Below are 25,291 nucleotides of genomic sequence, written 5' to 3' on the forward strand. Positions count from 1 at the left end.
GGCCTGTTCGGGCTAGGGCGGCGGGACGCGGCCTTTCCGTGTTGAAAATCGGTTCAGGCCCAGGGGTTGAGGACGACCTTGATGCAGCCGTCTTTCTTGTCCCGGAAGGTCTTGTACAGGTCCGGCGCTTCATCTAGCGTGGCGCGGTGCGTGATCACGAAGCTGGGGTCAATCTCGCCCGCCTCAATGCGCGACAGCAGCGGCGCGATGTGCCGGTGCGTATGCGTCTGGCCCATGCGGAAGGTCAGGCCCTTGGCGAACGCGGCGCCCATGGGTACCTTGTCGATCAGGCCGCCGTACACGCCGGGCAGACTGACCGTGCCGCCCTTGGCGCAGCTGAGGAGCGCCCAGCGCAGCGCCGTGATCCGGTCGAAGCTGAGTTTCAGGCGCTGCTTGGCAGTATCCACGAGCGCGCCAGGACCGTGCCCGTGCGCTTCCATGCCCACGGCATCAATCACGTGATCCGGGCCGCGCCCGCCCGTCGCCTCGCGCAGCGCGATGAGCACGTCCTCCTGCTCGTAGTTGATGACCTGACACCCGGCCGATTCCGCCATTGCCAGTCGCTCGGGGACCCGGTCGATCACGATGACGTGAGCGGCGCCCAGCATCTGTGCACTGCGGGCCGCGAACTGCCCCACGGGCCCCGCTCCGAACACGGCCACCACGTCCCGGCCGGGCACAATGCCACACTGTTCAGCGGCCTGGTACCCCGTGGGGAAGATGTCCGTCAGGAACAGCACCTGCTCGTCGCGCAGGTCCGATTCAATCCTGTGCGGGCCCACGTCGGCGAAGGGCACGCGCACGTACTGCGCCTGTCCGCCCGCGTACCCGCCGTACATGTGCGAGTACCCGAACAGGCCGCTGCCGCTCACGCCGCCGTACAGGGCCTCCGCCATGCGGTGGTTGGGGTTGGAGTTATCGCACGCGCTGAACAGGCCGCGCCGGCAGGGATCGCACATGCCGCAGGAGATGTTGAACGGCACGACCACCCGGTCGCCCACCTTCAGCTTCCGGACGTCACGCCCGACCTCGACGACCTCACCCATGAACTCATGGCCCAGGATGTCGCCCCGTTCCATGCTGGGAATCACGCCGTCCAGCAGGTGCAGGTCCGAGCCGCAGATCGCGGTGGAGGTGATCTTCACGATCGCGTCGGTGGGCAGGAGGATCGTGGGGTCAGGGACGGTCTCCACGCCCACGCGGTTGGTGCCCTGCCAGACGATGGCCTTCATGCTAACCCTCCCTGCGCGGCCCGGCCGCTGCTCTGCCCTTCCGTGGTGGGCGCAAAGCCCAGTTCCTGCTCACGTTTAAAGCGCATCAGGTCATCCCGGAGCTGCTGCGCGGGCTCCTCACCCAGCAGTCGCGCCGCGACCGCGCCAGCTGACCCGGCAGGCGGGCGGTACGCGAGGCGCACCACGACCTCCGTGCCGCGGTCACCTGCCGCTGGCCGGAACAGCACCTCACCGTGATTCTCGATGGCCGCGCCCGGCAGGGCCGCCCAGGCCAGGCGGCGCCCCGGCTCGTCCGCCGTGATCTCAGCTTCCCAGCTGACTGTACCCGTGGGGGCCGTCACGGTCCAGCGTGAGCGGCGCTCATCCAGGACCTCCACCGACTGAAGATGCGTCATCAGGCGCGGCAGGCCTGAGAGGTCCCGCCACACGCCGTACAGCTGCTCGGCCGGCCGCCCGATCGTCACGGCGTCTCCCACCAGCACCTCCCCCTGGGGCGTCTGACGGATCTTCAAGGCGGTGGCCAGGGGGTTGCGGCCCGTGGCGGCCATGGCCGCCAAACCGGCTCCCACGGTGCCCAGGACCAGTTTCTGGAGAGGGCGGCCACTGCGCAGTCCCGCGCCCATGAGGGCCACACCGACACTGCCCATCACGGAGCGTTCCAGTGTCGGCAGCTGCGCGCCGGTGTCATTGGTGCCCAGCTCGTCAGACTGCGGCGTTGGGTCAGAGGCGTCAGGGGACGCGGGAACAGGACGGTCATCACTCATGGGAACCTCCGGAACAGAGGCGCGAACCGCGGATCACACGGGCAGCGCAAGGAACGGCAAACCGGACAGCACAGACTGGCGGGCAGTCAACCCTGCGCGCAGAGGGCCCTTTGAGCCGCAGGCCACTGTGTGACCCTCCGCTCAAGGTTCAGCTGGATCCCCTCTCTTCACCGTTGCCGTGCGCTCCACGCTGGTGAAAGCGCTCCTCTGCGGAACGCTTCATGGGATTGGCCTGAGTAAACGCGGTTTCCAGGTCACGCCCGACACGCGCGGCGTCCGAGCGGCCTGGCCCGGGCAGCAGCCGCGCGGTCAGCGCCATTACATCCGCCGTCAGCTGCGGCGCCAAGGCGTGCGCGGTCCCCAGCAGCCACGCCGGTCCTCCCACCATCACCTCCGCGCGGTTACGCACCAGGGCGTTCACGATGCGGCCCGCCGCAACCTGCGCGTCCAGCGCCAGGACCGGGAGGCTGGCCAGCGTCGCGAACAGTGCGTACTCCCGGCGGTGCTGCCCCTTGACCGGCGCGTTCAGCGGACTGCCCGTCCGCATCAGGCCCGGCATGACCGTGGTCACCCCGATGCCCTCCAGCGCCAGTTCCGCACGCAGCGCCTGCCCCAGGCCCACCGCCGCGAACTTACTGACCGAGTACGGCCCCAGATGCGGAATGGCCACCCGACCTCCCAGCGACGCCACGATCAACACTCGCCCCCCGTCCCGCAGGTGAGGCCGCGCGGCCTCCACGAGGCGCAGCGGCGCCAGCGCATTGAGTTCCAGTACCTGCCGGACGTCCGCTTCAGTCATGTTGGCCATCGGACCCAGCTGGATGATGCCGGCGTTGTTCACCAGCACGTCCAGTCGGCCATGCACGCGGACAGCCTCGTCAATCAGACGCTGCGCGTCCGCTGCGACGGTCACGTCACCAGCCACGACGTGCACACGTTCTCCCGCGTTCAAGGACGCCTGCGCGCTCCGCAGGTCACTGCCTGTACGCGCCCCCAGCGTGACCCGCGCGCCACGCGCGAGGAACTCACGGGCCAGCGCCAGCCCCAGACCCCGCGAACCGCCCGTGATGATCACAGAGCGGTCCCGGAGGTCCAGCGGGCGCGTCAGCGCGTGGCGGGCGGCCAGGGCGCCCAGGGCGGCAGTCAGCAGCAGGCGTTTCGGGATTCGCATGTCCGCAGTGTGCCCCCACGGCGCGGCCCCGTCCGCAGTGCGTGAAGCGGACACCAAGGCCATCTGAGTGCAAGCGCCCCGCAATGCGTCCATGACCGAAGGGCCTAGCTGGAATGCAGATGCAAGAGATAACTCAGACAAAATCGTATGACGCCAGAATCTCAATCATCCAGAAGCATCCACTGGATTGCTCGGGTAGAGTCCCGCACGCACTGCTTTTTTGTCGAGCTGGTCGCCAGGTAATCCCGGAATTGCTGTGGGCGTGTTCTGACTGCTCTACCGACTTGACCTCTGCCCAGAGAGACCTTTCAGCGTTCCGTCGTGGACGTCGAGTACCACGATAATAAAGGCGCTTCTCCTGCACCGAATAGCCTGCTTCCAACTCCTGTCACCTACTACCGATTTACTCGGCAGGTTTATCCGTGAGAGCACCCGATTTACTCGGCGGGTTGAGGGCTGAACTCGTCAAATTTCCCGCCAAGTTCGGCATTTCCGCCGGATGAGATTCCGCCGAGTCAATCGGGCTCAATTGTTCTGCACGGCCCGATTTACTCGGTAGGTATCGCAGGTTTTCCACAGCGGGGCCCGATTTACTCGGCAGCTTTCGACCCGGGAGTGTACCGGTTTACTCGGTAGCTTTCGCCACCTGACCCGATTTACTCGGTCAGATCGCGGGTCGCACTGACCCGATTTACTCGGTAGGTTCTGTCCAATGACGCCCGATTTACTCGGCAGGTTTCCCGATTTACTCGGCAGTTTCACAGAGGTTATCCACAGATTTTTCCCGATTTACTCGGCAGGTACAAGCCAAAAACGCCGTGCAGGACGCAAGAGGAAGAATCCGCTTGTTGTTGTTGATCATCATTTCTTTTCTTCTTTAAAAACAAAACAAACAACACAACAGCAGAATCAGCAGACCGTATGCCGCTTTGCTACAGTAATGGGCGAGGATTCCTGACCGATGCCCCGCCCCCGCAGGAAAGCGACCGTGTCGCCGCAGCGCCCCGGTGAAATCGAGCGCTTCGACGAGGCCAACTCGGCCCGTCTGGGCCTCATCTGCGTGCAGGAACGCATCCCAAGCGACTACACCCGCTGGGATCAGGAGTGGACGGTGGACGGCCGCGCGGCAAGGCTCACGTGCATCTCGCCCAGCGAGTACGGCGGCGTTCCCCACGGACTTGACGGCGATTTCGCCACGACCCTGAACCTCATGTTCCTGGAGCAGGGGGCCCCGGAAAGCGGGGAGGTGAACGCCACTGCCTACCAGCTGCTGAGCCGCTCCGGTTTCCCTGACAGTGGCCAGTACTATCAGGCCCTCCAGGATTCACTGGACCGCCTGAAGGGAGCGACGTACACCGCCAGTGAATCCTGGCGTGACAAGCGGCACGACCGCTGGACAACCGTGAAGTTCAACATCATTGAGCAGATCGACGCGGACACCGAAGCAGGCCTCGCCTACGGTTCCGGCACGATCCTGAAGGTCCGGTTGGCCCGCCCAGTGGTGCAGAGCCTCCGGGCGCAGTACGTCAAGCCGCTCGACATGACCTTCGTGCAGAGTCTCAACCGCGCCCTGACCCGGAGCCTGTACCGCATCCTGGACGCCCGGCGGTACGATCCTGTGCACCTGGGGGACCCGGTACCACTCCTGCGGATTCCTCTGCAGCAGTGGGCGCGGGAATGTAAGCTCTTGGAGACCATGCCCGCGCGGATCAAGCGGAACCTGGACGGCGCGCATCAGGAACTGATCGAGCGGGGGTACCTGCGCGCCGTGACGTACGAGGGCTCCCGTGCGAACACCGTAATCGTGTACGAGTTTGGGGACGTCACCCCCTCCCCTGCCCCGGAACCAAGCCTTCAGGTGATCGCGGACTCACCCCTGGTGGAAGCGCTATGCCGTGAGGGCGTCGTGCCGCCTGTGGCCCGCAAGCTCGTGCAGCAGTTCGGGGACCTGCACGTCACCACGCGTCTGGAAACCTTCCACGCCCTCCTTGAGGGGTACACACCGAAGAAACGCTCGGCCCTGCTGGTGGATGTCATCAAGGATACGGAAGGCAAGTACCCCGCTGTACCCCGGGCGGCTGGTCAGCCTGACCCTCTGCCCACCGCCGCGCCTGCGCGGGCCCTGAAAGCCCCGGCAGCGCCCGCCCCGGACACCGAGGCCCTGGAGGTCCACACGGACCGCCTGAAGGCCGAATTCAGGGCCCTGCCGCGCGAGGAGCAGGCCGCGCGCGCCGTGACGCAGGTGCGGATGTTCGTCGGGCGGGAACTGCGGGACAGTCACCTGCGGGCCCTGCACGCCGCCATGTTGGCCGGAGAGGCTGATCCGGACTCGGTACAGAGCGAGGTCATTCGCGCAGCCAGTGAACTGCGCCTGCCCGAGTTCGCCCAGCAACTCCGGGACACCTACGACCCGTGATGAGTGGCGTAGGGGAGGCACTTCTGAAGGCAAACCATCAGTTGTCGGTCGCCCGGGACTGACAGGAGACGGTTCAGGTAGTCAGGGGCCAGCAGGCACACGCCTGGCTGGCCCCCGAGCACAGTGCAGTCGTCCTTCTCCTCTGCCTAGCTGTCTGCCTCCCAGCCGGCCAGGATCTTGTCGAGCGTGACCGGGAAGTCGCGGACGCGCACGCCGCTGGCGTTGTACACGGCGTTCGCCACGGCCGCCCCCACACCACTGATCCCCAGTTCCCCGACGCCCTTGGCGCGCAGTGGACTGGACTGGTCATCACGTTCATCCAAGAAGATCACGTCGAGGTCCGGAATGTCTGCGTGCACGGGGACGTGGTACTCGCCCAGGTCGTGATTCACGAACAGGCCCAGGTCATGGTCCACGTGCAGGGCCTCCATCAGCGCGGAGCCGATCCCCATGGTCATGCCGCCCAGGCACTGGCTGCGGGCCGTGACGGGGTTCAGGATGCGGCCAGCCGCCACGACACTCAGGGCGCGGCGTACGCGGATCTCGGCGGTGTAGGCGTTCACGCCGACCTCCACGAAGTGCGCGCCGAATCCGGCCTGCATGAACTGCTCCGTGAGCTCGCCGAACGTCATGCGGGCGGTGGCCTCCACGCCCTCCGGACCGGCCAGGTCGCTCAGCTCGGTGCACTCGGCGCCCTGCCAGACCTTCCCGCCCCGGAACACGGTGTTCGCGGGGGTGTATCCGGCCTTGCGGGACAGGTCGCGGCGCAGCTCATCGCAGGCGGCGTACACGCCGGCCGAGCTGCTGTTGGCCCCCCAGGAACCGCCGGACCCGCTGGCCTGCGGGAAGTCCGAGTCGCCCAGGCGGACCTCAACCTGCGCGGTTTCCAGGCCCAGCATCTCGGCCGCCACCTGCGCCAGGATGGTGTAGCTGCCGGTGCCGATGTCCGTCATCTGGGTTTCCACCGTGAGGGTCCCGCCCCGGTTCAGGCGGACGGTTGCGCCGGACGGCTGGACGAGATTCGTGCGGAACGCGGACGCCACGCCGTACCCGATGAACCACTCGCCGTCGCGGCGTTCGCGGGGCGCGCCGGGCCGCTGATCCCAGCCGAAGGCCCGGGCGCCCGTGCGCAGCGCCGCTGCCAGTCGCCGTGATGAGAAGGGTCGCCGCGGTCCCTTCTCCGGGTCGAACTGCACGTCGTTGCGCAGGCGCAGCTCGACCGGGTCGAGGTTCAACTGCTCGGCCAGTTCATCCATCGCGCCTTCCAGGGCGAGCATGCCGACCGCCTCGCCAGGAGCGCGCATGCTCGCGCCGGGTGGAAGGTCCAGTTCGCTCTGCCGGGTGCGGATCAGGCGGTGCTCGCCGCCGTACAGGTACTTCGTCTGCTCGCAAGCGGGTTCACTGTCCCCGCCCGGCAGGTTTCCGGTCCAGGTGTCATGCCCTACAGCGTGCAGGGTGCCGTCCTGGTCAGCACCCAGCCGCACGCGCTGGATGGTCGCGGCGCGGTGCGAGGTGTTGTTGAAGATCAGGGGCCGGTGCAGCGTGGTCTTCACCGGGCGGCCCAGCAGTCGCGCGGCCGCGGCGGACAGCACCGCGTCGGAGAAGAACAGGAGTTTTGTGCCGAAGCCCCCCCCCACGAAGGCGGCCACGACCCGCACGTCTTTCTGCGGGACGTTCAGCGTCAGCGCCAGGCCGCGTTTGACCCAGTGCACCACCTGGTGTGCTGTGTACAGCGTGAGCTGATCCCCGTCCCAGTGGGCGACCGTGGCGTGCGGCTCCATGGGTGCCTGGGACTGGTCGGGCGTGGTGTAGGTGCGGTCCACCTGGGCAGCCGAGGCGGCAAATGCCGGTTCGAACTCCCCCACCACGCTGTCCACGGCGTCCTGGGGTTCCTTGCCGCTGCCGACCGTGTCAGCCAGCGTGAACTGCCCGGGGGTCTGCTCATACTCGATCTCGATGAGCTGAGCGGCGGCGCGCGCCTGCTCGAAGGTTTCAGCCACCACGAACGCGACCGCCTGGTGGTAGTGCCGCACGTCCGGCCCGGCCAGCTGTGGCGAGGCTTTCCGCTGCTGCGGGACGGGCGTGTCCGACGCCCCCTGCGCGGGCATGTTCTCGTGCGTGAGGACCAGCAGCACGCCGGGCGCCGCCTCGGCCCGACTCGCGTCGATGCGCGTGATGCGGCCGTGCGCAATCCGGGAGCCCAGCACGAACCCGTACGTGGGCGCCCCGGGCAGTGCGTACTCGTAGGCGTACGTGGCCTGCCCGCTCACCTTGAGGGGCCCCTCAATGCGGGTGTGGGGGCGCGTCACGACGCGTTCCTGATCAATGGGGTTGGGTGGAGACGCCTGATCGAACTTCATGCCTGCTCCTCCAGCCCGCTCTGCGCGAGCACGGCCTTCAGCGTGCGCCGCGCGAGCGGCACCTTGAACGCGTTCTGCGCGGTAGGTCTCGCCTCGTCGAACGTGCGATCCAGCAGGGTGTCTGTCTGCTCACGGCTGTCAACCTGCGCTGCGGCTGCCTCGGCGTCCGGCACGCGCCACGGGCGGGGGGCGACCCCGCCGAACGCGGCCCGCACGTTCCGGCCATCCACAATGACGGCCACGGACACCAGTGCAAACGCGTACGACGCGCGGTCCCGCACCTTCCGGTATACGTGCGTCCCCCCCACCGGTGGCGGCAGGGTGACCCCCGTGATCAGCTCGCCGGGCTTCAGGTTGGTGTCCAGGTGCGGCGTGTCCCCCGGCAGCCGGTAGAACTCGTCCAGAGGCAGGCTCCGCTGGGTGCCGTCTGGGGCCAGGGTGTTCACGTGGGCATCCAAGACGCGCAGCGCCACGGCCATGTCCGACGGGTGCTGCGCGATGCAGGCGTCACTGGTGCCGATCACAGCCAGCGTGCGGCTCAGGCCCCCCAGCGCGGCGCAGCCGCTGCCCGGATCGCGCTTGTTACACGGCAGGTTCGGGTCGTAGAAGTACGGGCAGCGCGCCCGTTGCAGCAGGTTCCCGCCCGTCGTGGCCTTGTTCCGGATCTGCCCGGACGCACCCGCCACGATGGCACGTGACAGGACGCCGTACGAGGCCATCACGCGCGGATCGCTGGCCAGCTCCGTGTTCGAGACCAGCGCCCCCACGTGCAGGCCGCCGTCCGGCGTGGCCGTGATGTCCCTGAGGTTCAGGGCATTCACGTCCACCAGCCGCCGGGGCTGCTCAATATCGAGTTTCATCAGGTCCAGCAGGTTCGTGCCGCCCGCAATGAACTTCGTCCCGACGGCCTCCCCATCCCGCGCCGCCGCCTCCGGGGTCTCGGCCCGGACGTACGCAAAGGGCCTCACGCGCTCTCCCCTGCCACGTGAACCTCGCTGACCGCCGCGATGATGTTCGGGTACGCCGCGCAGCGGCACAGGTTCCCACTCAGCCGCTCACGCAGTTCCTCAGCACTGAACTGCACGTCCGCCAGGTCCGCCGTGACGTGACTGGGTACGCCGCGCGCCAGTTCATCCAGCGCGCCCACCGACGAGCACAGCTGGCCCGGCGTGCAGTACCCGCACTGGAATCCATCGTGCCGGATGAACGCCTCCTGAAGGGGATGGAGCGCGTCGGGCGTGCCCAGGCCCTCGACCGTCGTGACCTCCTGGCCCCCGTGCATGACGGTCAGCGTGAGGCAACTCAGGATCCGCTGCCCATCCAGCAGGACGGTGCAGGCCCCGCACTGCCCGTGATCGCAGCCTTTCTTCGTGCCGGGCAGGTGCAGGTGCTCGCGCAGCGCGTCCAGCAGCGTCACGCGTGGGTCCACGTGAAGTTCAGTAGCCGCGCCGTTCACAGTCAGCGTGACGGGCAGCAGAGTGGAGTCAGCAGGAGTCACGGCGCCCTCCTGTGACCTGCGGGTTCTGGCCCGGGAACGATCGGCGGGGGATGGAGCGCGGGCCGCGCCCGGCACGAATCTGACAACAGGAACTCATGCTTAATGGTCGCGCACCGGTCACGGCGCAACCCGCCAAACAAGTCAAGTCAACTTCATGCAAGCTACGCGGCCCGGCTCCTGTCCGCAGACAGAGTTGTGAGATACAGAAAATGGCGAATATTGGAGGAGCGGATACGTGAAAGGGCACAGTGCGATAGCTTTGTAAGCTGGCCGTTGCTCAAGCAGGCCAGTGCTGCCCTGAGTGCAAGTGACAATAGAGGCCAAGTGTTCAACCGGTGGATCGTGAAACGGCAGGCCCGTCAGCTTCAGTCGGTGTAAAAACTCCAGAGCTACGCCGACTCAGTTTGTACTGATCTGGTGCTCTCCGACTTGGAGTGGAGACATTAGGCGGGTTGATCACCCGCAGCATTCATCAGGTCCCGAGAGGTGATGGGTGGGGAACCTGATTCATCAACCCCCTCTGGGCGTTGGGCAGGACCCCGTGAGCGGCTCTGGGTCAGAAGCCTGATTGTTCGCCGCGCAGGAGGTCTTCCAGTTCCGTGACCGTCTCATCCTGCGGGAAGGCCAGGACGACCCGGCCGCCCGTGAGCCGCGCTTCGGCCCAGGCCCAGCCGCCGTGGCGGGCCAGAATGCGCCGCACCTGCATCAGCCCGCTCCCGTCCAGCACGGGGACCGCCTGCTCACTGCGTACCGTCAGGTCGAACAGAGTGGCCGCCTCTTCCCCACTCAGGCCCGTCCCATCATCTGACACGCTGACCCACACCTCCCCCTGCACCGCCTGACTGGCCACGTCCACATACCGCGCGCCGCGCGTGTCGCTCAGCGTGAAGTTCAGCAGCACCTCCAGCGCCTGCCTGAGCAGAGCGCGGTCGGCGCGCACGATGGGAAGAGGCTGAATGAACCAGGTGGCCCGTGCAGGCGCAGCCGCCCGAACCTCCGTGAACAGCTCGGCAAGGGGAACGAGGTCGTGGTGGAGGGCCTGACTCTCCAAGTGCGCCAGCGCCTGAAGGTCCAGCGCCACCCCCCGCAGCTGGGCCAGACTGCGTTCCAGGGCGTCGGGCGCGGCCGCACTGGGGCCGGCGAACAGGTCCCTGGCGTGCCCAGACTCCAGCCACTGACTGAAGTAGGCGGCGGGGGTTTTCAGGTTGCGGGCCGTGCGGGTGATCACGTGACTCAGTTCGGCATTCAGGTCCGCGAGTCGGCGGGTGCGTTCCTCCACGCGGGCCTCCAGATCACTGTTCAGGAGCCGCAGGGCGGCCTGGGCGCGCTTCAGGTCGTTCACGTCCATAACCACCGGCACCTGCCCGGTGATGTGGCCCGCTGCGTCTCTCAGGGGGACTGCGGCCACCCGCGTCCAGATGTCCGTGCCGTCGTTCTGCGTGTACTGCATCTCGATGCCAGGCACGACCTTCTCGCCGCGCAGAGCGCGCGCCCCAGGGAAGTTATGGGGTTCCACGCGGCGGCCCTGTTCGTCAAAGCCCAGCCACCGCCCTTGCTGCTCAGGGTCGAGCGCGGGCATCAGACCGTTGGGCAGAAACCGCTTCAGTTCCTGGTTGCCCAGCAGGACCCTGCCTTCGGTGTTCACGAGTCCGGCGCCCACAGGTAGCGCCTCCAAGATGGCGGCCAGTCGCGCCTCGCTGTCCCGCACGGCCTCCTCGGCCTGTTTGCGGGCCGTGATGTCGTATGACATGGCCAGGGCCGACGTGACCTGACCGGCCGCGTCGTACAGGGGCAGGCCGCGGGTCAGGTACTGCCGGCCGTGCGCGGCATGTTCCACCTCGAAGTGCTGGCCACTCAGGGCGCGCCGGTACATGGCTTCATGCTCGGCCACCAAGGCTACGGGGAGCACCTGTTTCACGGTGCGGCCCACGAGGCCATCCGGCGTGAAGCCCGCTGTGGCCAGCGCTTCACCCTGCGCGAGCAGATACCTCAGGTCGTGATCCACCACGAAGACGGCGCCGCCCGGCAGATGCTCAATCAGTCGGCGGAGCCGGTCGTCGGCTTCCGTGCGGGCCCGTTCGGCCCGGACCCGCTCGACGGCCGCCCAGGTGCGTTCGGCCACGTCCACGGCGAGCGTGACGTGCAGGTCCGTCCAGCGGCGTGGAGCGCTCTGCACGAGGCACAGCAGCCCCAGCGCCTGCCCCCTGCGGATCACGGGCACGCCGATAAAGGAGATGACCTGCAAGCGTCGGCAGACGTCCTTGAGGGCGTCATCCACCAGTGACGTGGTGTTCACGTCCGGCACGACGAAAGGCTGACCGGCCTCGATGACGGCCCGCACGAGCGGAAAGTCGCTGAGGGGGTAGGTGCCAGCTACAGAGGGCAGGTCACCCCGGGCGGCGTCACGCCGGATCAAGGCGAGGTCTCCCTCAATCTCGCAGTAGTAGCAGCGGTCAGCGCCAAAATGCGTCAACGCCTGCGCGGTCACCAGATCCTGGATTTCTTCTGGGTCGCTCAGGGGCCGCAGGGCGTCACTGAGCTGAAGCAGCAGGGTCATCTGCGCCTCCAGCTGCGCCCGGGCCTGCTCCGCGCGGCGCCGCCCGGTGATGTCATGCGCGAGGATCGCCAATTCGTCGTGCGCACGCGGATACACGCTCACCGCAAACCAGCGGTCCACCAGCTCGGCATACTGCTCGAACCGGACCGGCTCACCCGTCTCCGTGACCGCGGAGTAAATGGGCAGCCAGCGGGCCAGATCACCCAGGGGTACGACCTCCGAGAGCCTGCGCCCCAGCACCGCCCCGCGCGTCAGGCCCGTCTGTTCCTCCATCCCGCGGTTCATCTCGGTGTACCGCAGGTCCACCACGCGGCCCGCGTCATCCCGGAGCACGTCGCACAGGGCGAGCCCCTCGGTCATGGCGTCGAACAGGGAGCGGTACCTGACCTCACTCTCCCGCAGGGCGCGATCAGCCCGTGCCCTCGCGGCGGCAGCGCAGGTGCGCTCCGCGACCTCCCGCACCAGCTCAACATCCTCCGCACGCCACACGCGCGGTGCGTCGTGCTGCACGCCCAGCACGACCACCAACCGCCCGTCCTCGACCACCGGCACGCCCAGCCGCGCCCGCACGCTCTGCCCTCGCCACGTTTCCCGCAGCGCCTCTGTCGTGTCCTCCGCCTCGATGTCCGGCACGACGATCATGCGCCCAGCCCGCAGGGCGGGGACGTCCGGCCCAAACGGCGCGGCGAGATGAACCCCGGCATAGCTGGGTGTGCCGGGCGCGTAGTGCTCGGCTGCGATCACCACCCGCTCGCAGCCATCCTTCACCACAAACTCGGTGTATATGCAGCGGCTGACGCCCAGGTACTCCCTCAGCAAGCGTGTGGCGAGCTTCTGGATCTTGCTGGCGTCTGTCAGGGGCCGCAGCGCGTCACTGAAGGTCAGCAGGAATCGCTGCCGCCGCAGCGTCTCCCCCACGTTGCCCTCTGTCGGCACGCCCGGGTGGGCATGGCCTGACAGCAGCGCGGCAACAGTGTGGGCGCATTGGTCGGCGGGTACGCCGGTGGCGGTTCCGTCGGCTAGCAGGTCCGCCGGGACACTGGCCTGCGGGTCTTCAGGCAGGCGGACCAGGATGGTTCCCCCCACTCCCCTGAGCGCCCGGGCACCCAGCCGACCGTCCGTGGCTGCGTCCGCCAGAAAGACTGTCAAGACACGCGATCCGAACCCCATGGCCAGCGAGGCGAGCAGCTGATCCAGTGGCCGCGCCGCATCCAGCCCGCCCAGCAGGGGCACCAGGGCGCCACGCTGCCTGTTCTGCGTCTCGACCAGGGCAGGCCCGGCGACGACGTACACCTGCCCAGACTGGAGCGCCGTGCGGACCTCGGCCACGTACACAGGATGTGGAGTAAGGCAAGCCAATCCTGACTGGAACCGACGCCCCTGACCTGATGGGACGGCGACCACCACGGGGACCGCGGCCGGAATGTCCGCCAGGAGTGCGGCCATGTTGGCAGGATCTGCGGCGGCGCACAGCATCAGCACATCGAATGGTGCGCCGCTGTCGGGGAGGGAGGCACCCATAGGTGACCTGCATTCTACTGACGCGCCAGGCCCAAACGGTGCAGGGCACGTGAGAATCACCGAACCACCCGGGCTCCCCACACCGCGAGCAGGGAGGACTGAATGCTGTCCCTGACGAAGGCTTCATCATTCCTCAGCGCGGAGGGCCGCTTTGTCGTGATGATCTACACTGCGCAGATATGCCGGTCCGACAATCCCTGAATCAGTGGATTCTGCTTGGCATCCTCCTGCCCGTCCTGGGCCTGGTCACCCTGACCGGCCTGAGCCTGAACGCCATGCACCAGAATGCCCAGAACGTCGCCCTCCAGACGCGGTCGCAGGAGGCACTGACCCACCTGCGAAAACTGCAGATTCTGGAGCGCCAGCTGATCCTGGCCCGCACCCGCCCGGAACGGCAGGCGACCTTCACAACGTTTGACGATACCTGGCGCGCCGCGCTCCGTTCGGTGGAGAACGATCCGGCTCAGGCGCAGCGGCTGGAAGTCTGGCGTGACCGGGTGATGACCTGGGCCGCAGGTGACGAGCCCGTCACGGCTGACGTCACGCGCCTCGCGCAGAACCTGCCCCTGATCCAGACGCTCGTGCAGACTGAGGAAGACCGCCTCGCTGACATGCGTCAGGCGACCGAGCAGCAGATGCAGGACGGCCGCACGGGCCTGCTGACCTCCACTGCCGTGCTGGCCGGCGCGGCACTCCTGATGGGCCTGTTCGTGCAGCGGCGGCTGCGCACCTTCGTGCGGCAACTCCACCGCGCGACCGCTCAGCTGGAAGCCGGTGACCTCACTACACGCCTCCCCACCGAGGGGAGTGACGAACTGGCCGACCTGGCCACGCAGTTCAACAGCATGGTAACGTCCGTGGCGCACACCATGGCGTCCGAGCAGGACTTGAAGAACAGCCTGGAGGCGCGGGTCGAGGCGCTCGTGCACGCCAGCACGCACGAACTGCAACTCCTCGGCCAGCTGGGCACGTTCATGCAGGCTTGCCGGGACCAGACGGAAGCGGCGGGCGTGTTACGCCGCATCGCGCCGGTCATCTTCCCGGACGGTGGGAGCGTGGCGCTCGTCGACTCGTCACGCCGGGTCATGAACGTCTTCGCTGAGTGGGGCGACCACAGCGGCGTGGCGGCGTACGGACCGGACGACTGCTGGTCCTCCCGGCTGGGCACCGCGCATGAAACCGCTGAGATGCACCCGGCGCCCCGCTGCCCGCACGATCACACGCGGCACGCCACGACCTGCATTCCTCTCACCGCCCAGGGTGAGACGCTGGGTGTCATCTCCCTGCACTTCCAGACCGTGGAGGAGATGGAACGCGCCCGGGAACTCGCCCAGCGGTTCGCGGACCGCGTGGCCCTCTCCCTGGCGAATGTCCGCCTGAAACAGTCTCTGAGGGAACAGAGCGTCCGGGACGCCCTGACCGGCCTGTACAACCGTCGCCACCTGGATGACGTGGGGGAACGGGAACTGGCGTGGTCGCGCCGCCATGGGGTGCCGCTGTCCGTCCTGCTGCTCGACATTGACCACTTCAAACAGTTCAACGATCAGCACGGGCATCTCTTCGGGGACGAGGTGCTGCGTCAGGTGGGCGCTGAACTGGAGCGGCGCGTCCGGACGGAAGACGTTCTGTGCCGGTACGGCGGTGAGGAATTCGTGCTGCTTATGCAGGACTGCGCGGCGCCCGTGGCTGTAGAGCGCGCCGAGACGCTCCGGCAGGCCGTTCAGGGTCTCCAGGTACAGGGGGCGGAGGGGAGAGCAGAGCCGGTCACAGTGTCCATCGGCGTGGCGACCGCAGCTCCCGGTCAGGTGGCCCGGCTGGATGACCTGATTCGCCGGGCTGACCTGGCGCTGTACCGTGCGAAAGAGGCTGGACGGAACCGGACTGAGCAGCAGGCCAGCTGAGTCGCTCGTCGTCGGGCGACCAAGCCTGAGGGTCGTGACCGCCTATTGACTTCACATGGGTCTGCTGTTGCGAGAGACATTCCCGATGTGATTCAGACGTGCGTGAGTACGAGTGCTCGAGACTTCTGAGTCGCGGGTAGGTGATGGATTCTTGGCCGGGTGAGTGGCCGTTCCTGCTGACCAGAACGTGTCTACTGCGCCCTGAGGCTGCGTCCCCGTGGCTGGGTGGGTACTGCTTGATGCGCGTCAACCCAGTTCGTTCGTCGCGGGTTGATGCGCATCAACCCGGTGTGCTCAAACGACAACGGGGAGCTCAGTGGCCCCCCGTACTCTGTCTGTTTCGGGTTGCCGCGCGTCAAGCTAGCGGGACAGGAGATCTTCCAGCTGTGTCAGGAGCGCATGGACCTTGGCCTGCTGGTGACCCGTGAGCTTGCCCAGCCGCGCCGGCTTCAGCTGACGCGTGACGCGCGCCGCGACCTCATGCACTGCCGGACGAGCCTGCTCTGGCCGGAGTACCTCGTTCACTCGTTCCCGTGCGGTACGGGTGGACCACGCCTCGTGCATGGCCGTTGTGAGGAACTCACTCCGTTCAGCCCGTTCTCCCAACCGCACGAGTTCCAGGGCCACAGTTGGGGGGAGGTTCCGGGCGTACACCGCGCGAATCTCCTCCGGGCGCAGGCGCAGGACGCGCGCGTATTTCGTGTTGAAGGTGGACAGGCTGGCGCTGGTCAGCACCTTCAGTCTGTCCTGCAGATCGTGCGGGTCCTCGCCAGTCTTGAGGACGCGGCTCATCAGGCTGGGCAGCTGCTCAGGCGCGACGTTCAGCTGACCTGCAAGCGTCCGGAAAACGCCGCGCACCACCTCGAACTGGTTGAGTTCCTCCCGCTGCGTGTTCTCCAGAGTGGACAGAGCGTCCAGCTGATCATCGCGGAAGGTGAACACACTCGCCAGCACGGTAGCGTCACCGAGCAGTCGCCGGCTGTGGAAACGGCGCCAGCCAGCCACCAGCTGATAGCGGTGCGGACCCCGCTGATCCGGATGGGGGCGCAGGAGGATCGGTTGAAGCTGCCCGTACTCCTGAATGGCCGCCATCAGGCCCGCCAGGGCCGGTTCACTGTACGGTTCGTCGCCAGCGCTCCCGCGCGGGTTCCAGTCCCCCGTCGCATCAATGGCGTCGAGTGGGATCTCATGGGTGCCCGACGCGTAGGCCGCCTGCACAGCCTGTTGCAGTTCAGCCTGGGCGTCCAGTGACCGCTGCTGCTGAGCCTGAAGGTTCAGGCCGCCCCGCCGGGTCATCCCGCCACCTTCGCCGCCTGACGGTTGGCCACCGAGATAACCGCCTCGGCCACGGCGTCCAGTTCCTGCACGGCCGGACTCTTGGGGCGGTACACAGCGACAGGCTGCATCGCGTTCGGCGCGTCCTTGTAGATGCCCGGTCGGAAGGCGACCGGCGGGGCAGTCGGACCCAGATCGCCGTACACCTGCTGGAGGGCCTCGTAGACCTCCGCGTCGTGCAGCAGATTCTTGTTGTACCCGGTCACGACAAACAGCCCGAAATTTAGCTCGGGGTTGATCGCGCGCGCCTGACGGATCACCCGGCTGACGTTGTCAATGTTGTCGAGACCCTTCGAGCCGGTCACGGGCATGATCATCAGGTCACTGGCCGCAATGCACGCTAGGACCAGCGCGTTATCCGCCGGTGGCGTGTCAATGAGTACGTAGTCGTACCGTCCAGACAGCGCCTGAATGGCGTGGCGCAGCCGACCCTGCTCCTCGGGTAGCTGACCACTGAGATACAGTTCCGCCCCCTTGAGGTGCCGGTTCGCCGGAATCACGTCCATGCCGAACGCCGGGATCGGCGTGGGGAGTGTGTCTGCCGTTTCATCCAGCACCTGCCGGATGGTGGACTGGATGTTCAGGGCGGCGGGCACGCTGCCGTCCTCGGGCACCTGGAACAGCCCAAGCCAGCGGGTGAGGCTGGCCTGCGGGTCAGCATCAATGAGTAGCACCCGGTGACCACGCGCGGCCAAGGCGTAGCCCAGGTCGCGGGTGAGGCTGGTTTTCCCGCTGCCCCCAGCCTGGTTATAGGTAGCGAGAACGGTCATGGTGGGGCGCATAGGGGTCTCCTTGAGGGGGGGTGAACTGAGGGGGACGATGCGGGCGACATCAGTGGCGTAGTGCCTCAGGGTAAAGGCCTCGCCACGCTGCACCGCACTGAGGACCGCAGGAAGTTGCTGGCGGAGCTGCGACGTGAGCACCACGCCATCCCGGCGTCGCTCGGGGTTCCGCTTTTTCCGTGCCACGTCAGAACGGTACAAATGTTAAACACTTTTTACAAGCGGCACGCCATCGTGGTGACCGCCTAGATGAATGGCTGGTGGGCTCAGCGGGTCACGTGGCCCATGGGGAGCCAAATTTTCAATTCCGAAGACGACGTGGCTCCCATGCCATAAGGGGACATACCGCGTGATACTCAGGCGTCGGTGGTCGCGGGCGGTAGCGCCCGGCGTGGCGCGAGTGCAGCACGTTCAGAAAGGCCAGCGTTGCGGCCAATTATGCCGAGTGAAGATGGGGCTGGCCTCCCGTTCAGGGCGTACGCATGGCACAGCAACGCCATTTCTTTGCGCGCAGTGTGATTGCTCAAGTGATCATGGCTGGGCGTCTTGCGTGCGTCGCCAGCGGCTGACGGCTGAAGGTCCCTTCACGAGAGTCAGGGAGGAAACTGGAAGTGCGGTGACCACGTCATCACGCCTTTGACACGCCCGTGAGGTGTGGGAGCGCCAGAGTGAAGCCGTTCCGCACCACCTGCGGACGCATTCAGCCCAAGGAGGCACCGACATGACCAAAGGCAACGGAAACGGCGGTAACGGCGGCAATGGTGGGAACAACAACGGCGGGCGTGGCTTTGCGGGTATGGACCCGGAACGCCAGCGTGAAATCGCTGCCGAAGGGGGCCGCGCCGCTCACGAGAGTGGGCACGCGCACGAGTTCACCAGTGAGGAAGCGCGCGAAGCGGGCCGCAAGGGGGGACAGGCCTCGCACGGCGGCGGCAATCAGGGCGGAGGGAACAGCGGTGGTGGCGGCCGGGGTGGGCAGGGCGGCAGTACCTCGCAGCGAGGCGGCACCAGCGAGCAGCACGCTGAGGCTGGCCGCCAGAGCCACAAGAACGACTGACCGCTCGACCTCACAGGGGTTAACCAGTTGAGGGGACGTTGGCCTGGAGCTCCGCGTGTGCAAGCCGCGGAGCTCTTCTTAGGTGCGGAGAGGCTCTACCTGAATCTTTCGTCGAGACCTTCCGGTGACCTGCATCCACATTCGGGACAACGTGTGTGGGAGCCGGCTGCTGAGCTGAGCCGCTACTGAGCGCTGGGCTGATGCGTGCATGTTGGCTCCGCCAGCGTTGAGGGGTGGGAGCGCCGTGAATTCAGCGTTCCCACCCCATTGCGGCCTGACGCGGACTACTTTTCCTCGATCGTCAGCGGCGCCTTCCTGCTGCTCCTGTAAACCTCACGGAGTGGCGATCAGGGCGCGGCCCTCTCCGTGAAGGTGGACGGCTCTGGCCTGGGCGGGGATGAGGACCGTCTCGAACGGCTGTACGAGCAGGGTCTCGCCCTGCGCTTCAAGGGTCAGCTGCCCCTCGACCACCGTGACGAGTCCGAACGAGTCGCCCAGCGTCGTGGTGTCGCCGCCGCGCGCTCCACGCAGCGTGAACTGCTCGCACCGCACCAGGTCGCCCACGCCGTGGGTCTCGCGGGCCGGACTCCAGTCTCCGCGCAGGTCCGCGCGGGTGACCGCCACGGATTCTTCGAGATGCAGGGCGCGGCCTGCGCTGGCGGGGCGATCCCAGTCGTACACGCGGTAGGTGGTGTCGCTGGCCTGCTGCACCTCGTACAGCAGCAGGCCGGGGCCCAGGGCGTGCAGGGTGCCGGCGGGGATGAACAGCGTGTCGCCCACGGTGGGGCCGTGGCGTTCGCTGACGTCCAGGATGCGGCCGCTGCGGATGGCGTGGGCAAGCGTCTCTGGCGTGGTGCCGGGCGTGACGCCCGCGAGGAGCTGGGCGCCGGGGTCGACGTTCAGGAAGTGCCACGCTTCGGTCTTGCCGCGTTCGCCGGGTCCGACCATGACCTGTGCCTGCGCGTCGTTCGGGTGGACCTGCACGCTGAGCCAGTCGCGGCAGTCGAGCAGCTTGATCAGGAGCGGGAAGCCCGCGTCCGGGTCGAGGTGCTCGCCGAGCAGCGCGCGCGGGTACGTGCGCATGAGGTCGTTGACGGTGTGCCTGGTCAGGGGGCCGCTGCTGACGGCGCTCAGTCCGTCGGCAATCCAGGCTTCACCGATGGGGGTGCCGTTCACGGCCGGCGCGAGGCGCGCTCCGCCCCACACGCGGGGCTGATAGCGGGCGGAGAGGGGCAGCAGGGCGGGCAGGGGGGTGGTCACGGGTGGGTCTCCAGGGGGGTGGCGTGCAGGGCGGCCGCGCCGAGCAGTGGGGCGAGCTCAAAGTATGCACTGCGCCGCACGCGGCACGTGCCGAGGTGCAGGGTTGGGGCGAACAGGTCGAAGGCCTGGCTGACGTTCCCGCCGAGCACGAGTTCCTCGGCGCCGAAGGCGTCGGCCCACGGGGCGAGGCGCTGCGCGGCGCGGGTGCCGAATTCTGCCCAGAGGCGCTGCGCGGCGCCGCTGCCTTTGCGGGCGGCCTGCGCCCAGTCGGCGGCGCTGCCCTGCCGTCCGGTGAGGGCCTCGCCGAGGCGGGTGATGGCGGGGCCGCTCAGGGTGTCTTCCAGCAGGCCGCTGCCGTCGGGGGCGTTCCAGAGTTCCCCGCCGGGTGGAACGCCAGGGCCGGACTGCTGCGCCTGGCCGCGCAGGATGAAGCCCGAGCCGAGGCCGGTGCCGAGCGTCACGCCGATCAGGCGGTCGGGCCGGGTGGGGCTGGCCCACCACTCGCCCAGGGCGAACAGGTCGGCGTCATTCCCGAACAGGATGGGCAGGGCAGGGGAGAAGTCCGGGCCCAGGACTTCGCGCAGCAGGGGGCGCAGTGGGACGCCGTGCAGTGCGGGGAACTTGTGGGTCATGTGGGACTGGCCGCCCAGCGGGTCGAATGGGCCGGGTACGGCGAGGCCGAGGTGGCGGACGTCTGGCGCGTGCGCCTGGGCGGCCTCGCGGGCGGCGTCCGCCCAGGCGCCCAGCAGCGTGGTCAGGGGCGCCTCGTGTGGCACTTCGCGCCGGGCGGTGCGCAGGACGTGGCGCGCCTGCGCGTCGATGAGGCCCGCGGTGACGTGACTGCCGCCGATGTCCAGGCTGAGGGTCAGGGGCGTCATGTGAGGCGGAAACTCAGGATCTCGTAGGGTCGCACGGGGACCTCCAGGGCCGCTGCGGGGTGCGCCGGGCCGAGTGGGTCTTCGAGCAGGTTCACGGGTTGCGCGGCGCTGAAGTGACCGGCGTTGAGGGTCAGGGTGCCGCGCTGGCCGTGCGCCTCGTACACGCGCAGGATCACGCCGCGTCCGTCCTGGGCAGGTTTGAGGCTGCTGAGCATGACGTCCAGGCCGCTCAGGGTGGGTGGGAAACGCAGGTCCAGGCGGCCCGGGTGGGCCAGCAGCGGGCTGTTGAGGTCGAAGCCCGCGCGGGGAGTGTGCGCGGCGCGCCAGTCGCCACGGTGGGGGTACAGGGCGTACTGGACGTCGTGGGCGCCCAGGTCCGCCTGCGGGTCGGGCCACATCGGGCCGCGCGCGACGCTCAGCGCGGCCTTGTCGCCCAGGGTGCTGTGCCCGTAGCGGCCGTCGTTGAGCAGGCTCACGCCGAAACCGGGTTCGCTGAGGTCCAGCCAGCGGTGGGCGCTCACCTCGAACTGCGCGGCGTCGGCGGGCGTGTTGCGGTGGGTGGGGCGGGGCTGGGCGCCCATCGCGGTTTCTGCCCACGCCTCGTGCGCGTGAACGTTCAGGCTGGTCTCGGCGCGCAGCAGGGTGTGCCGCTCGCGCCAGTCGGCGTGCAGCGTGACGTTCAGCTGATGCTGTCCGGCGTCGAGGGTGAAGTCCTGCGTGACGGCCGAGTCCCGCCACTGGCGGGTCACGCGCACGGCCGCGCGCAGGGGGCCACGGGCGGTGATCTGCACCGTGCACGGTCCGCTCAGGGGTTCGCCGTCCGTTCCGAGGTCCCGCGCGACGTCCCAGGCGTCCCAGGCGTACGGGAGGTCCGGGTACGCGACGAGGCGGTGCCCGTCCGGTCCCAGGGCCTCGCGGTTCGCGGCGCGGTCCAGCAGGCGGATCAGATGGCCGTCCCGGTTGAATTCCGCCCGGAGGGTCGCGTGCTCCAGCATCACACGCTCGCCGTCCTGCCAGGCACGGACCGTTCCGGCCGGTTCAGCCGGCTCGGCGGCCGGGTCGAGGCGCAGCGTGAGCTGGCCCAGGGCGGGCACGTGGACGTGCGGGGCGTGCACGAGGAGGCCGTCCTCGACCGGCTGGCCGGGCAGCACCTGACCATCCAGGCTGACTGCGCCGCCGGTCACGCCGGGCAGCGTGACGCTCAGCGGCCGGGGCCACGTGGCGGCATTGAAGACCGTCCAGCTGCCGTCCTGCGGCTGCCAGTGCGCGCGGGTCAGCTCGGCGGCGCGTCCGGTGACGTGCGTGAGTTCCGGCAGGGCGTCGCGGTACACCTCGTGAATGCTGGAGCCGGGCAGGATGTCATGGAACTGGTTCAGAAGGGTCGTCTGCCACAGGCCGTCCGTTTCCCCGGGCGTGGCCGGGGAGGCCGGGTGCAGCGCCGCGAGGGCCTCGAGTTCCAGCAGGCGGTGCTCGGCCTGCCGGTTCAGGCGCTTGATGGCCGCCTGCGAGGTCAGCGTGCCGCGGTGCAGTTGCAGGTACAGTTCGCCCACCCACACCGGCAGGCCGTCCCGCGGGAGGGTCCGGTAGAAGTCGTCCACGCGGGTCATGCGCAGCGCCGGGAGGGCCGGGAAGGCCTTCAGCGTGTCGTAGGCGTGCAGCATCGCCTCGCTGGGCCCGCCGCCACCATCGCCGTAGCCGAACGTAAAGAGGCTCTCGGGCGATCGGCTCTGCCAGGCGCGGCTGGTTTTCGCGCCGAAGCGTTCCCAGGTGCCCAGCAGGTCGCCGGGGCGCACGTCGCCGTTGTACCCGCCCAGGCCGGGGCGGCTGCCGCCCGGATTGTTCAGGCTGTGGGACAGGACGCGCGTGCCGTCCAGGCCCTGCCACCAGAACAGGTCGTGCGGGAAGGGCGTCTCCTCGTTCCAGTTGAGTTTCGTGGTGAAGAACCCCGTGACGCCCGCCTGCGCCAGCAGCTGCGGCAGGGCGGGCGTGAAGCCGAAGGTGTCGGGCAGCCACGCGACCTCGCAGGTGCGGCCGAACGCCCGGCGGAAGTACGTCTGCCCGTACAGCAGCTGCCGCGCCAGGGACTCCCCGCCGGTCATCTGGCAGTCCGGCTCGACCCACATGCCGCCCACTGGTTCCAGGCGCCCCCCGGCCACCTGGGCCTGCACGCGGGTGAACAGCGCCGGGTCGTCCTGTTCCAGCCACGCGAACAGCTGCGCGCTGGACTGGTTGAACGTGAAGTCCGAGAAGCGCTCCATCAGATTGGTGACGGTGTGCAGCGTCCGGCGGGCCTTCCGTCGCGTCTCGTGCACCGGCCACAGCCAGCCCAGGTCCAGGTGCGCGTGCCCGGTCAGGGCCAGCTGTCCGCGCGGGGGAAACTGGCCCCGCAGGGTCCGCAGGCCCTCCAGCAGCGCCCCGTGCGCCTGTGAGGAGCGGGCCCTGAGGCTGTCCGGCAGCGCCGTCCGGTCGGGCCGCGTGGCCGGGGTGGACCACAGACCCTGCGTGAAGCTCTCCCCACCGCCCAGGTCGTGCAGGCGCGCCAGGTGCGCGTCGGCGCTGCTCGTCCAGTTCAGCTGCCGCAGCGCCTCCTCCGTGACGTTCAGGAGGTGCCCGGCGACCTCGCTGCCGCTCTCGCGGGATGCTGCGTCCCGGCCGCCCTCCAGGCCCTCGCGGCCCAGCGTGCGGATGGCGGCGGCCGTGACCTTCAGCGCGTCATGCAGCGCCGTCACCTGCGCCTGCGGGACGCACACGCGCGCGCGTTCCAGGTGCGGGCGGCGCGTGGGTGACCCGAACAGGCCGCGCGGGACGGCCGTGACCTGCACGTCCAGCGTGACCCCACCGCGCAGGGCGCCCAGCGGGAAGCGGCGGTGGTAGGGGTTCAGGCCCCCGCTGGCGACGACCTGCCCGTCCAGCGTGGCGGTCACCAGCGCCTCGCCGCCCACGTCCAGCTCCAGCTCGCCGGCCTGCCCGTCCAGGTCGGCGGGGACCGTCCAGCGGGTGCTAAATGCCACGGGCTGCTCGCGGAGGGCCTGCACCTCCACCGGCCAGGGCTCACCCGGCGCGAGGGGCACGGCCGCCTGCCCGGACGCCTGGAAAGTCCAGTCCGGGAGCGTGTGCTGCGCGTCGTCACGCCACGCGCCCAGCCGCGCGATCTGCGCGTCCAGTTCCCGCAGCCGCCGCTCGAAGCGTGTCAGGGTCACGCCGGCTCCGTCAGGACGTCCAGGTGCGTCAGGATCGTCTCGGCCAGCAGGCTGTTCGCCCACGCGAACCACGGGCGGCTGTACTCGGCGGGGTCGTCCGGGTTGAAGCTCTCATGCATTAGGTTGGTGCCGGCGGTCGTGGCGGCCAGCGTACCCAGCAGCGCCCGGATCTCCGCGCGGCCCTCCGGGGTGCCCGCGTCGGCGGTCAAGGCCTGCATGCATAGCGCGATGGGCCACACGCGCCGGCCCGGCGTGTGCGGGCTGCTCACGCCCGCCGCGAACGCCCCGGCGTGGTAGTGCGGGTTCTCGCCGCTCAGGATCAGGCGCCGGGTGTTGAGGTACGTCGGGTCGCTCGGGGCGCAGTACCCCAGGTACGGCAGGGACAGCAGGCTGGGCACGTTCGCGTCGTCCATGAGCAGATGCTGGCCCAGCCCGTCGGTCTCGTAGGCGTACACGCGCCCGAAGGTGGGGTGCTCGGTCACGCCGTGCGTCTCGATGCCGCAGCGGATCTGCCCGGCGATCTCCTCGCAGCGGCCAGCGAGCGCCTCGTCGCCGTACAGGGCGCGCACCAGGGCCGCCGCGCCCTCCAGCGCCGTGACCGCGAACGCGTTGGCGGGCACCAGGTACGGGTACGTGCAGGCGTCGTCGCTGGGGCGGAAGCCGCTCCAGACCATGCCGGTCGGGTGGTGCGCCGCGCCGCGCCCGCCGCGCGTGAGCGTGTCGCTGGGCAGCACGCAGTACGCCTCGGGGCGCTCGAAGGTGTACGCGGAGCGCGCGTCGTGATCCTGCTCGGTGTGCAGGACGTCCAGAACGGTGTGCAGCGTGGGGCGCAGGTCCAGCGGCGCCTCGTCCGTCACCTGCCAGTACCGCCACGCCAGCCACAGCGGGTAGCACAGCGAATCCAGCTCGTACTTCCGCTCCCACACCCACGGGCCCGGCGCGGGCCGGTCGAAGTGGTACTCGTCGCCCGGCTCGCGGTTGAAGGCGTTCGCGTACGGGTCCACGCTCAGCAGGTGCGCGTGCTGCCGGATCACGCCGGCCACCGCGCCGCGCACGACGGGGTCCGCCGCGCACAGCGGCAGGTACGGGCTCATCTGCGCGGCCGAGTCCCGCAGCCACATGGCGGGAATGTCGCCGGTCTGCACGAACACCCGCCCGTCCGGGAGGGTGTCGAGGGTCGTCTGCCAGGTGTTCGGGTAGCAGCAGGCGAACAGCGCCGCGAGCGCCGGCTGGCCGCTCAGGCGCGCCTGCACGCGCGTGATCACGCCGGTCTGCTGAGGGGTGAGGGCCCGCTGGGGGGCCGGCATGGGGTCCTGATGCACGGGGGGGGTGACGGTGTGGGTCATGGGGTCCTTTGCG

17 protein-coding genes are annotated in these 25,291 nt (G+C 68.6%); 4 read left to right on the forward strand and 13 right to left on the reverse strand.

Translation table 11 applies throughout. The features are described 5' to 3' along the window. Positions 1 to 53: 53 nt before the first annotated feature. The 3 genes from IEY63_RS08455 to IEY63_RS08465 form a co-directional block, all read right to left on the reverse strand. The gene (locus IEY63_RS08455; RefSeq protein WP_189068573.1) at positions 54 to 1,232 is read right to left on the reverse strand and encodes a zinc-dependent alcohol dehydrogenase; all 1,179 of its coding nucleotides are present in this window, start codon (positions 1,230 to 1,232) and stop codon (positions 54 to 56) included. After that, positions 1,229 to 1,996 carry an SRPBCC family protein gene (locus IEY63_RS08460; RefSeq protein WP_189068574.1) on the reverse strand — a complete coding sequence of 256 codons (768 nt, stop codon included), beginning with the start codon at positions 1,994 to 1,996 and terminating at the stop codon, positions 1,229 to 1,231. The genes IEY63_RS08455 and IEY63_RS08460 overlap by 4 nt, the downstream gene beginning before the upstream one ends. 148 nt (positions 1,997 to 2,144) lie before the next feature. After that, positions 2,145 to 3,167, reverse strand: coding sequence for an SDR family NAD(P)-dependent oxidoreductase (locus IEY63_RS08465; RefSeq protein ID WP_189068575.1), 1,023 nt, complete (start codon positions 3,165 to 3,167; stop codon positions 2,145 to 2,147). Positions 3,168 to 3,879: 712 nt separating this feature from the next. Between IEY63_RS08465 and IEY63_RS08470 the strand changes: the two genes are divergently transcribed. Then, complete coding sequence (locus IEY63_RS08470; protein WP_189068576.1) at positions 3,880 to 4,125, forward strand: hypothetical protein; 246 nt, start codon at positions 3,880 to 3,882, stop codon at positions 4,123 to 4,125. Positions 4,126 to 4,128: 3 nt separating this feature from the next. Beyond that, positions 4,129 to 5,583, forward strand: coding sequence for a replication initiator protein A (locus IEY63_RS08475; RefSeq protein ID WP_189068577.1), 1,455 nt, complete (start codon positions 4,129 to 4,131; stop codon positions 5,581 to 5,583). A 146-nt stretch (positions 5,584 to 5,729) separates the two neighbouring features. On the opposite strand, the gene IEY63_RS08480 is transcribed toward IEY63_RS08475, so the two are convergent. The 4 genes from IEY63_RS08480 to IEY63_RS08495 all read right to left on the reverse strand — a co-directional run bounded on the left by IEY63_RS08480 (position 5,730) and on the right by IEY63_RS08495 (position 13,519). Then, the gene (locus IEY63_RS08480) at positions 5,730 to 7,943 is read right to left on the reverse strand and encodes a xanthine dehydrogenase family protein molybdopterin-binding subunit (protein WP_189068578.1); all 2,214 of its coding nucleotides are present in this window, start codon (positions 7,941 to 7,943) and stop codon (positions 5,730 to 5,732) included. Next, a complete protein-coding gene (locus tag IEY63_RS08485) occupies positions 7,940 to 8,911 on the reverse strand; it encodes an FAD binding domain-containing protein (RefSeq protein WP_189068579.1) in 972 nt (323 codons plus the stop codon). The genes IEY63_RS08480 and IEY63_RS08485 overlap by 4 nt, the downstream gene beginning before the upstream one ends. After that, complete coding sequence (locus IEY63_RS08490) at positions 8,908 to 9,441, reverse strand: 2Fe-2S iron-sulfur cluster-binding protein (RefSeq protein WP_189068580.1); 534 nt, start codon at positions 9,439 to 9,441, stop codon at positions 8,908 to 8,910. Before IEY63_RS08490 ends, IEY63_RS08485 begins: the two co-directional genes overlap by 4 nt. 556 nt (positions 9,442 to 9,997) lie before the next feature. Continuing rightward, entirely contained in the window at positions 9,998 to 13,519 is a 3,522-nt protein-coding gene (locus IEY63_RS08495; RefSeq protein ID WP_189068581.1) for a PAS domain S-box protein, read from the reverse strand. A 179-nt stretch (positions 13,520 to 13,698) separates the two neighbouring features. On the opposite strand from IEY63_RS08495, the gene IEY63_RS08500 reads away from it, so the two are divergent. After that, complete coding sequence (locus IEY63_RS08500) at positions 13,699 to 15,420, forward strand: GGDEF domain-containing protein (RefSeq protein WP_189068582.1); 1,722 nt, start codon at positions 13,699 to 13,701, stop codon at positions 15,418 to 15,420. Between the two features lie 360 nt (positions 15,421 to 15,780). Here IEY63_RS08500 and IEY63_RS08505 read toward each other — a convergent pair whose 3' ends face one another. Together IEY63_RS08505 and IEY63_RS08510 are read right to left on the reverse strand one after the other, a co-directional pair. Beyond that, positions 15,781 to 16,716 (reverse strand): ParB/RepB/Spo0J family partition protein, encoded by a 936-nt coding sequence (locus IEY63_RS08505; RefSeq protein ID WP_189068583.1) that lies wholly within the window; start codon positions 16,714 to 16,716, stop codon positions 15,781 to 15,783. Continuing rightward, positions 16,713 to 17,525 carry a ParA family protein gene (locus tag IEY63_RS08510; RefSeq protein WP_189068584.1) on the reverse strand — a complete coding sequence of 271 codons (813 nt, stop codon included), beginning with the start codon at positions 17,523 to 17,525 and terminating at the stop codon, positions 16,713 to 16,715. Before IEY63_RS08510 ends, IEY63_RS08505 begins: the two co-directional genes overlap by 4 nt. 733 nt (positions 17,526 to 18,258) lie before the next feature. Here IEY63_RS08510 and IEY63_RS08515 point away from each other — a divergent pair. Beyond that, complete coding sequence (locus IEY63_RS08515; RefSeq protein ID WP_189068585.1) at positions 18,259 to 18,594, forward strand: KGG domain-containing protein; 336 nt, start codon at positions 18,259 to 18,261, stop codon at positions 18,592 to 18,594. 333 nt (positions 18,595 to 18,927) lie between these two features. Here the strand turns inward: IEY63_RS08515 and IEY63_RS08520 are convergent, their stop codons facing one another. Genes IEY63_RS08520 through IEY63_RS08535 form a run of 4 tightly spaced genes read right to left on the reverse strand, consistent with a single transcriptional unit; the run spans position 18,928 to position 25,278 of the window. Then, positions 18,928 to 19,854, reverse strand: coding sequence for a type I phosphomannose isomerase catalytic subunit (locus IEY63_RS08520; protein ID WP_189068586.1), 927 nt, complete (start codon positions 19,852 to 19,854; stop codon positions 18,928 to 18,930). Next, the gene (locus IEY63_RS08525) at positions 19,851 to 20,732 is read right to left on the reverse strand and encodes an ROK family protein (RefSeq protein ID WP_189068587.1); all 882 of its coding nucleotides are present in this window, start codon (positions 20,730 to 20,732) and stop codon (positions 19,851 to 19,853) included. Before IEY63_RS08525 ends, IEY63_RS08520 begins: the two co-directional genes overlap by 4 nt. Further along, positions 20,729 to 23,932, reverse strand: coding sequence for a glycoside hydrolase family 38 N-terminal domain-containing protein (locus IEY63_RS08530; protein ID WP_189068588.1), 3,204 nt, complete (start codon positions 23,930 to 23,932; stop codon positions 20,729 to 20,731). Before IEY63_RS08530 ends, IEY63_RS08525 begins: the two co-directional genes overlap by 4 nt. Continuing rightward, positions 23,929 to 25,278, reverse strand: a complete 1,350-nt coding sequence (locus IEY63_RS08535) for a glycoside hydrolase family 125 protein (RefSeq protein WP_229784585.1) — start codon at positions 25,276 to 25,278, stop codon at positions 23,929 to 23,931. Before IEY63_RS08535 ends, IEY63_RS08530 begins: the two co-directional genes overlap by 4 nt. Positions 25,279 to 25,291: the final 13 nt, after the last annotated feature.

Origin of the sequence: Deinococcus radiotolerans, from assembly GCF_014647435.1 — a bacterium.
Taxonomy (GTDB): Bacteria; Deinococcota; Deinococci; order Deinococcales; family Deinococcaceae; genus Deinococcus; species Deinococcus radiotolerans.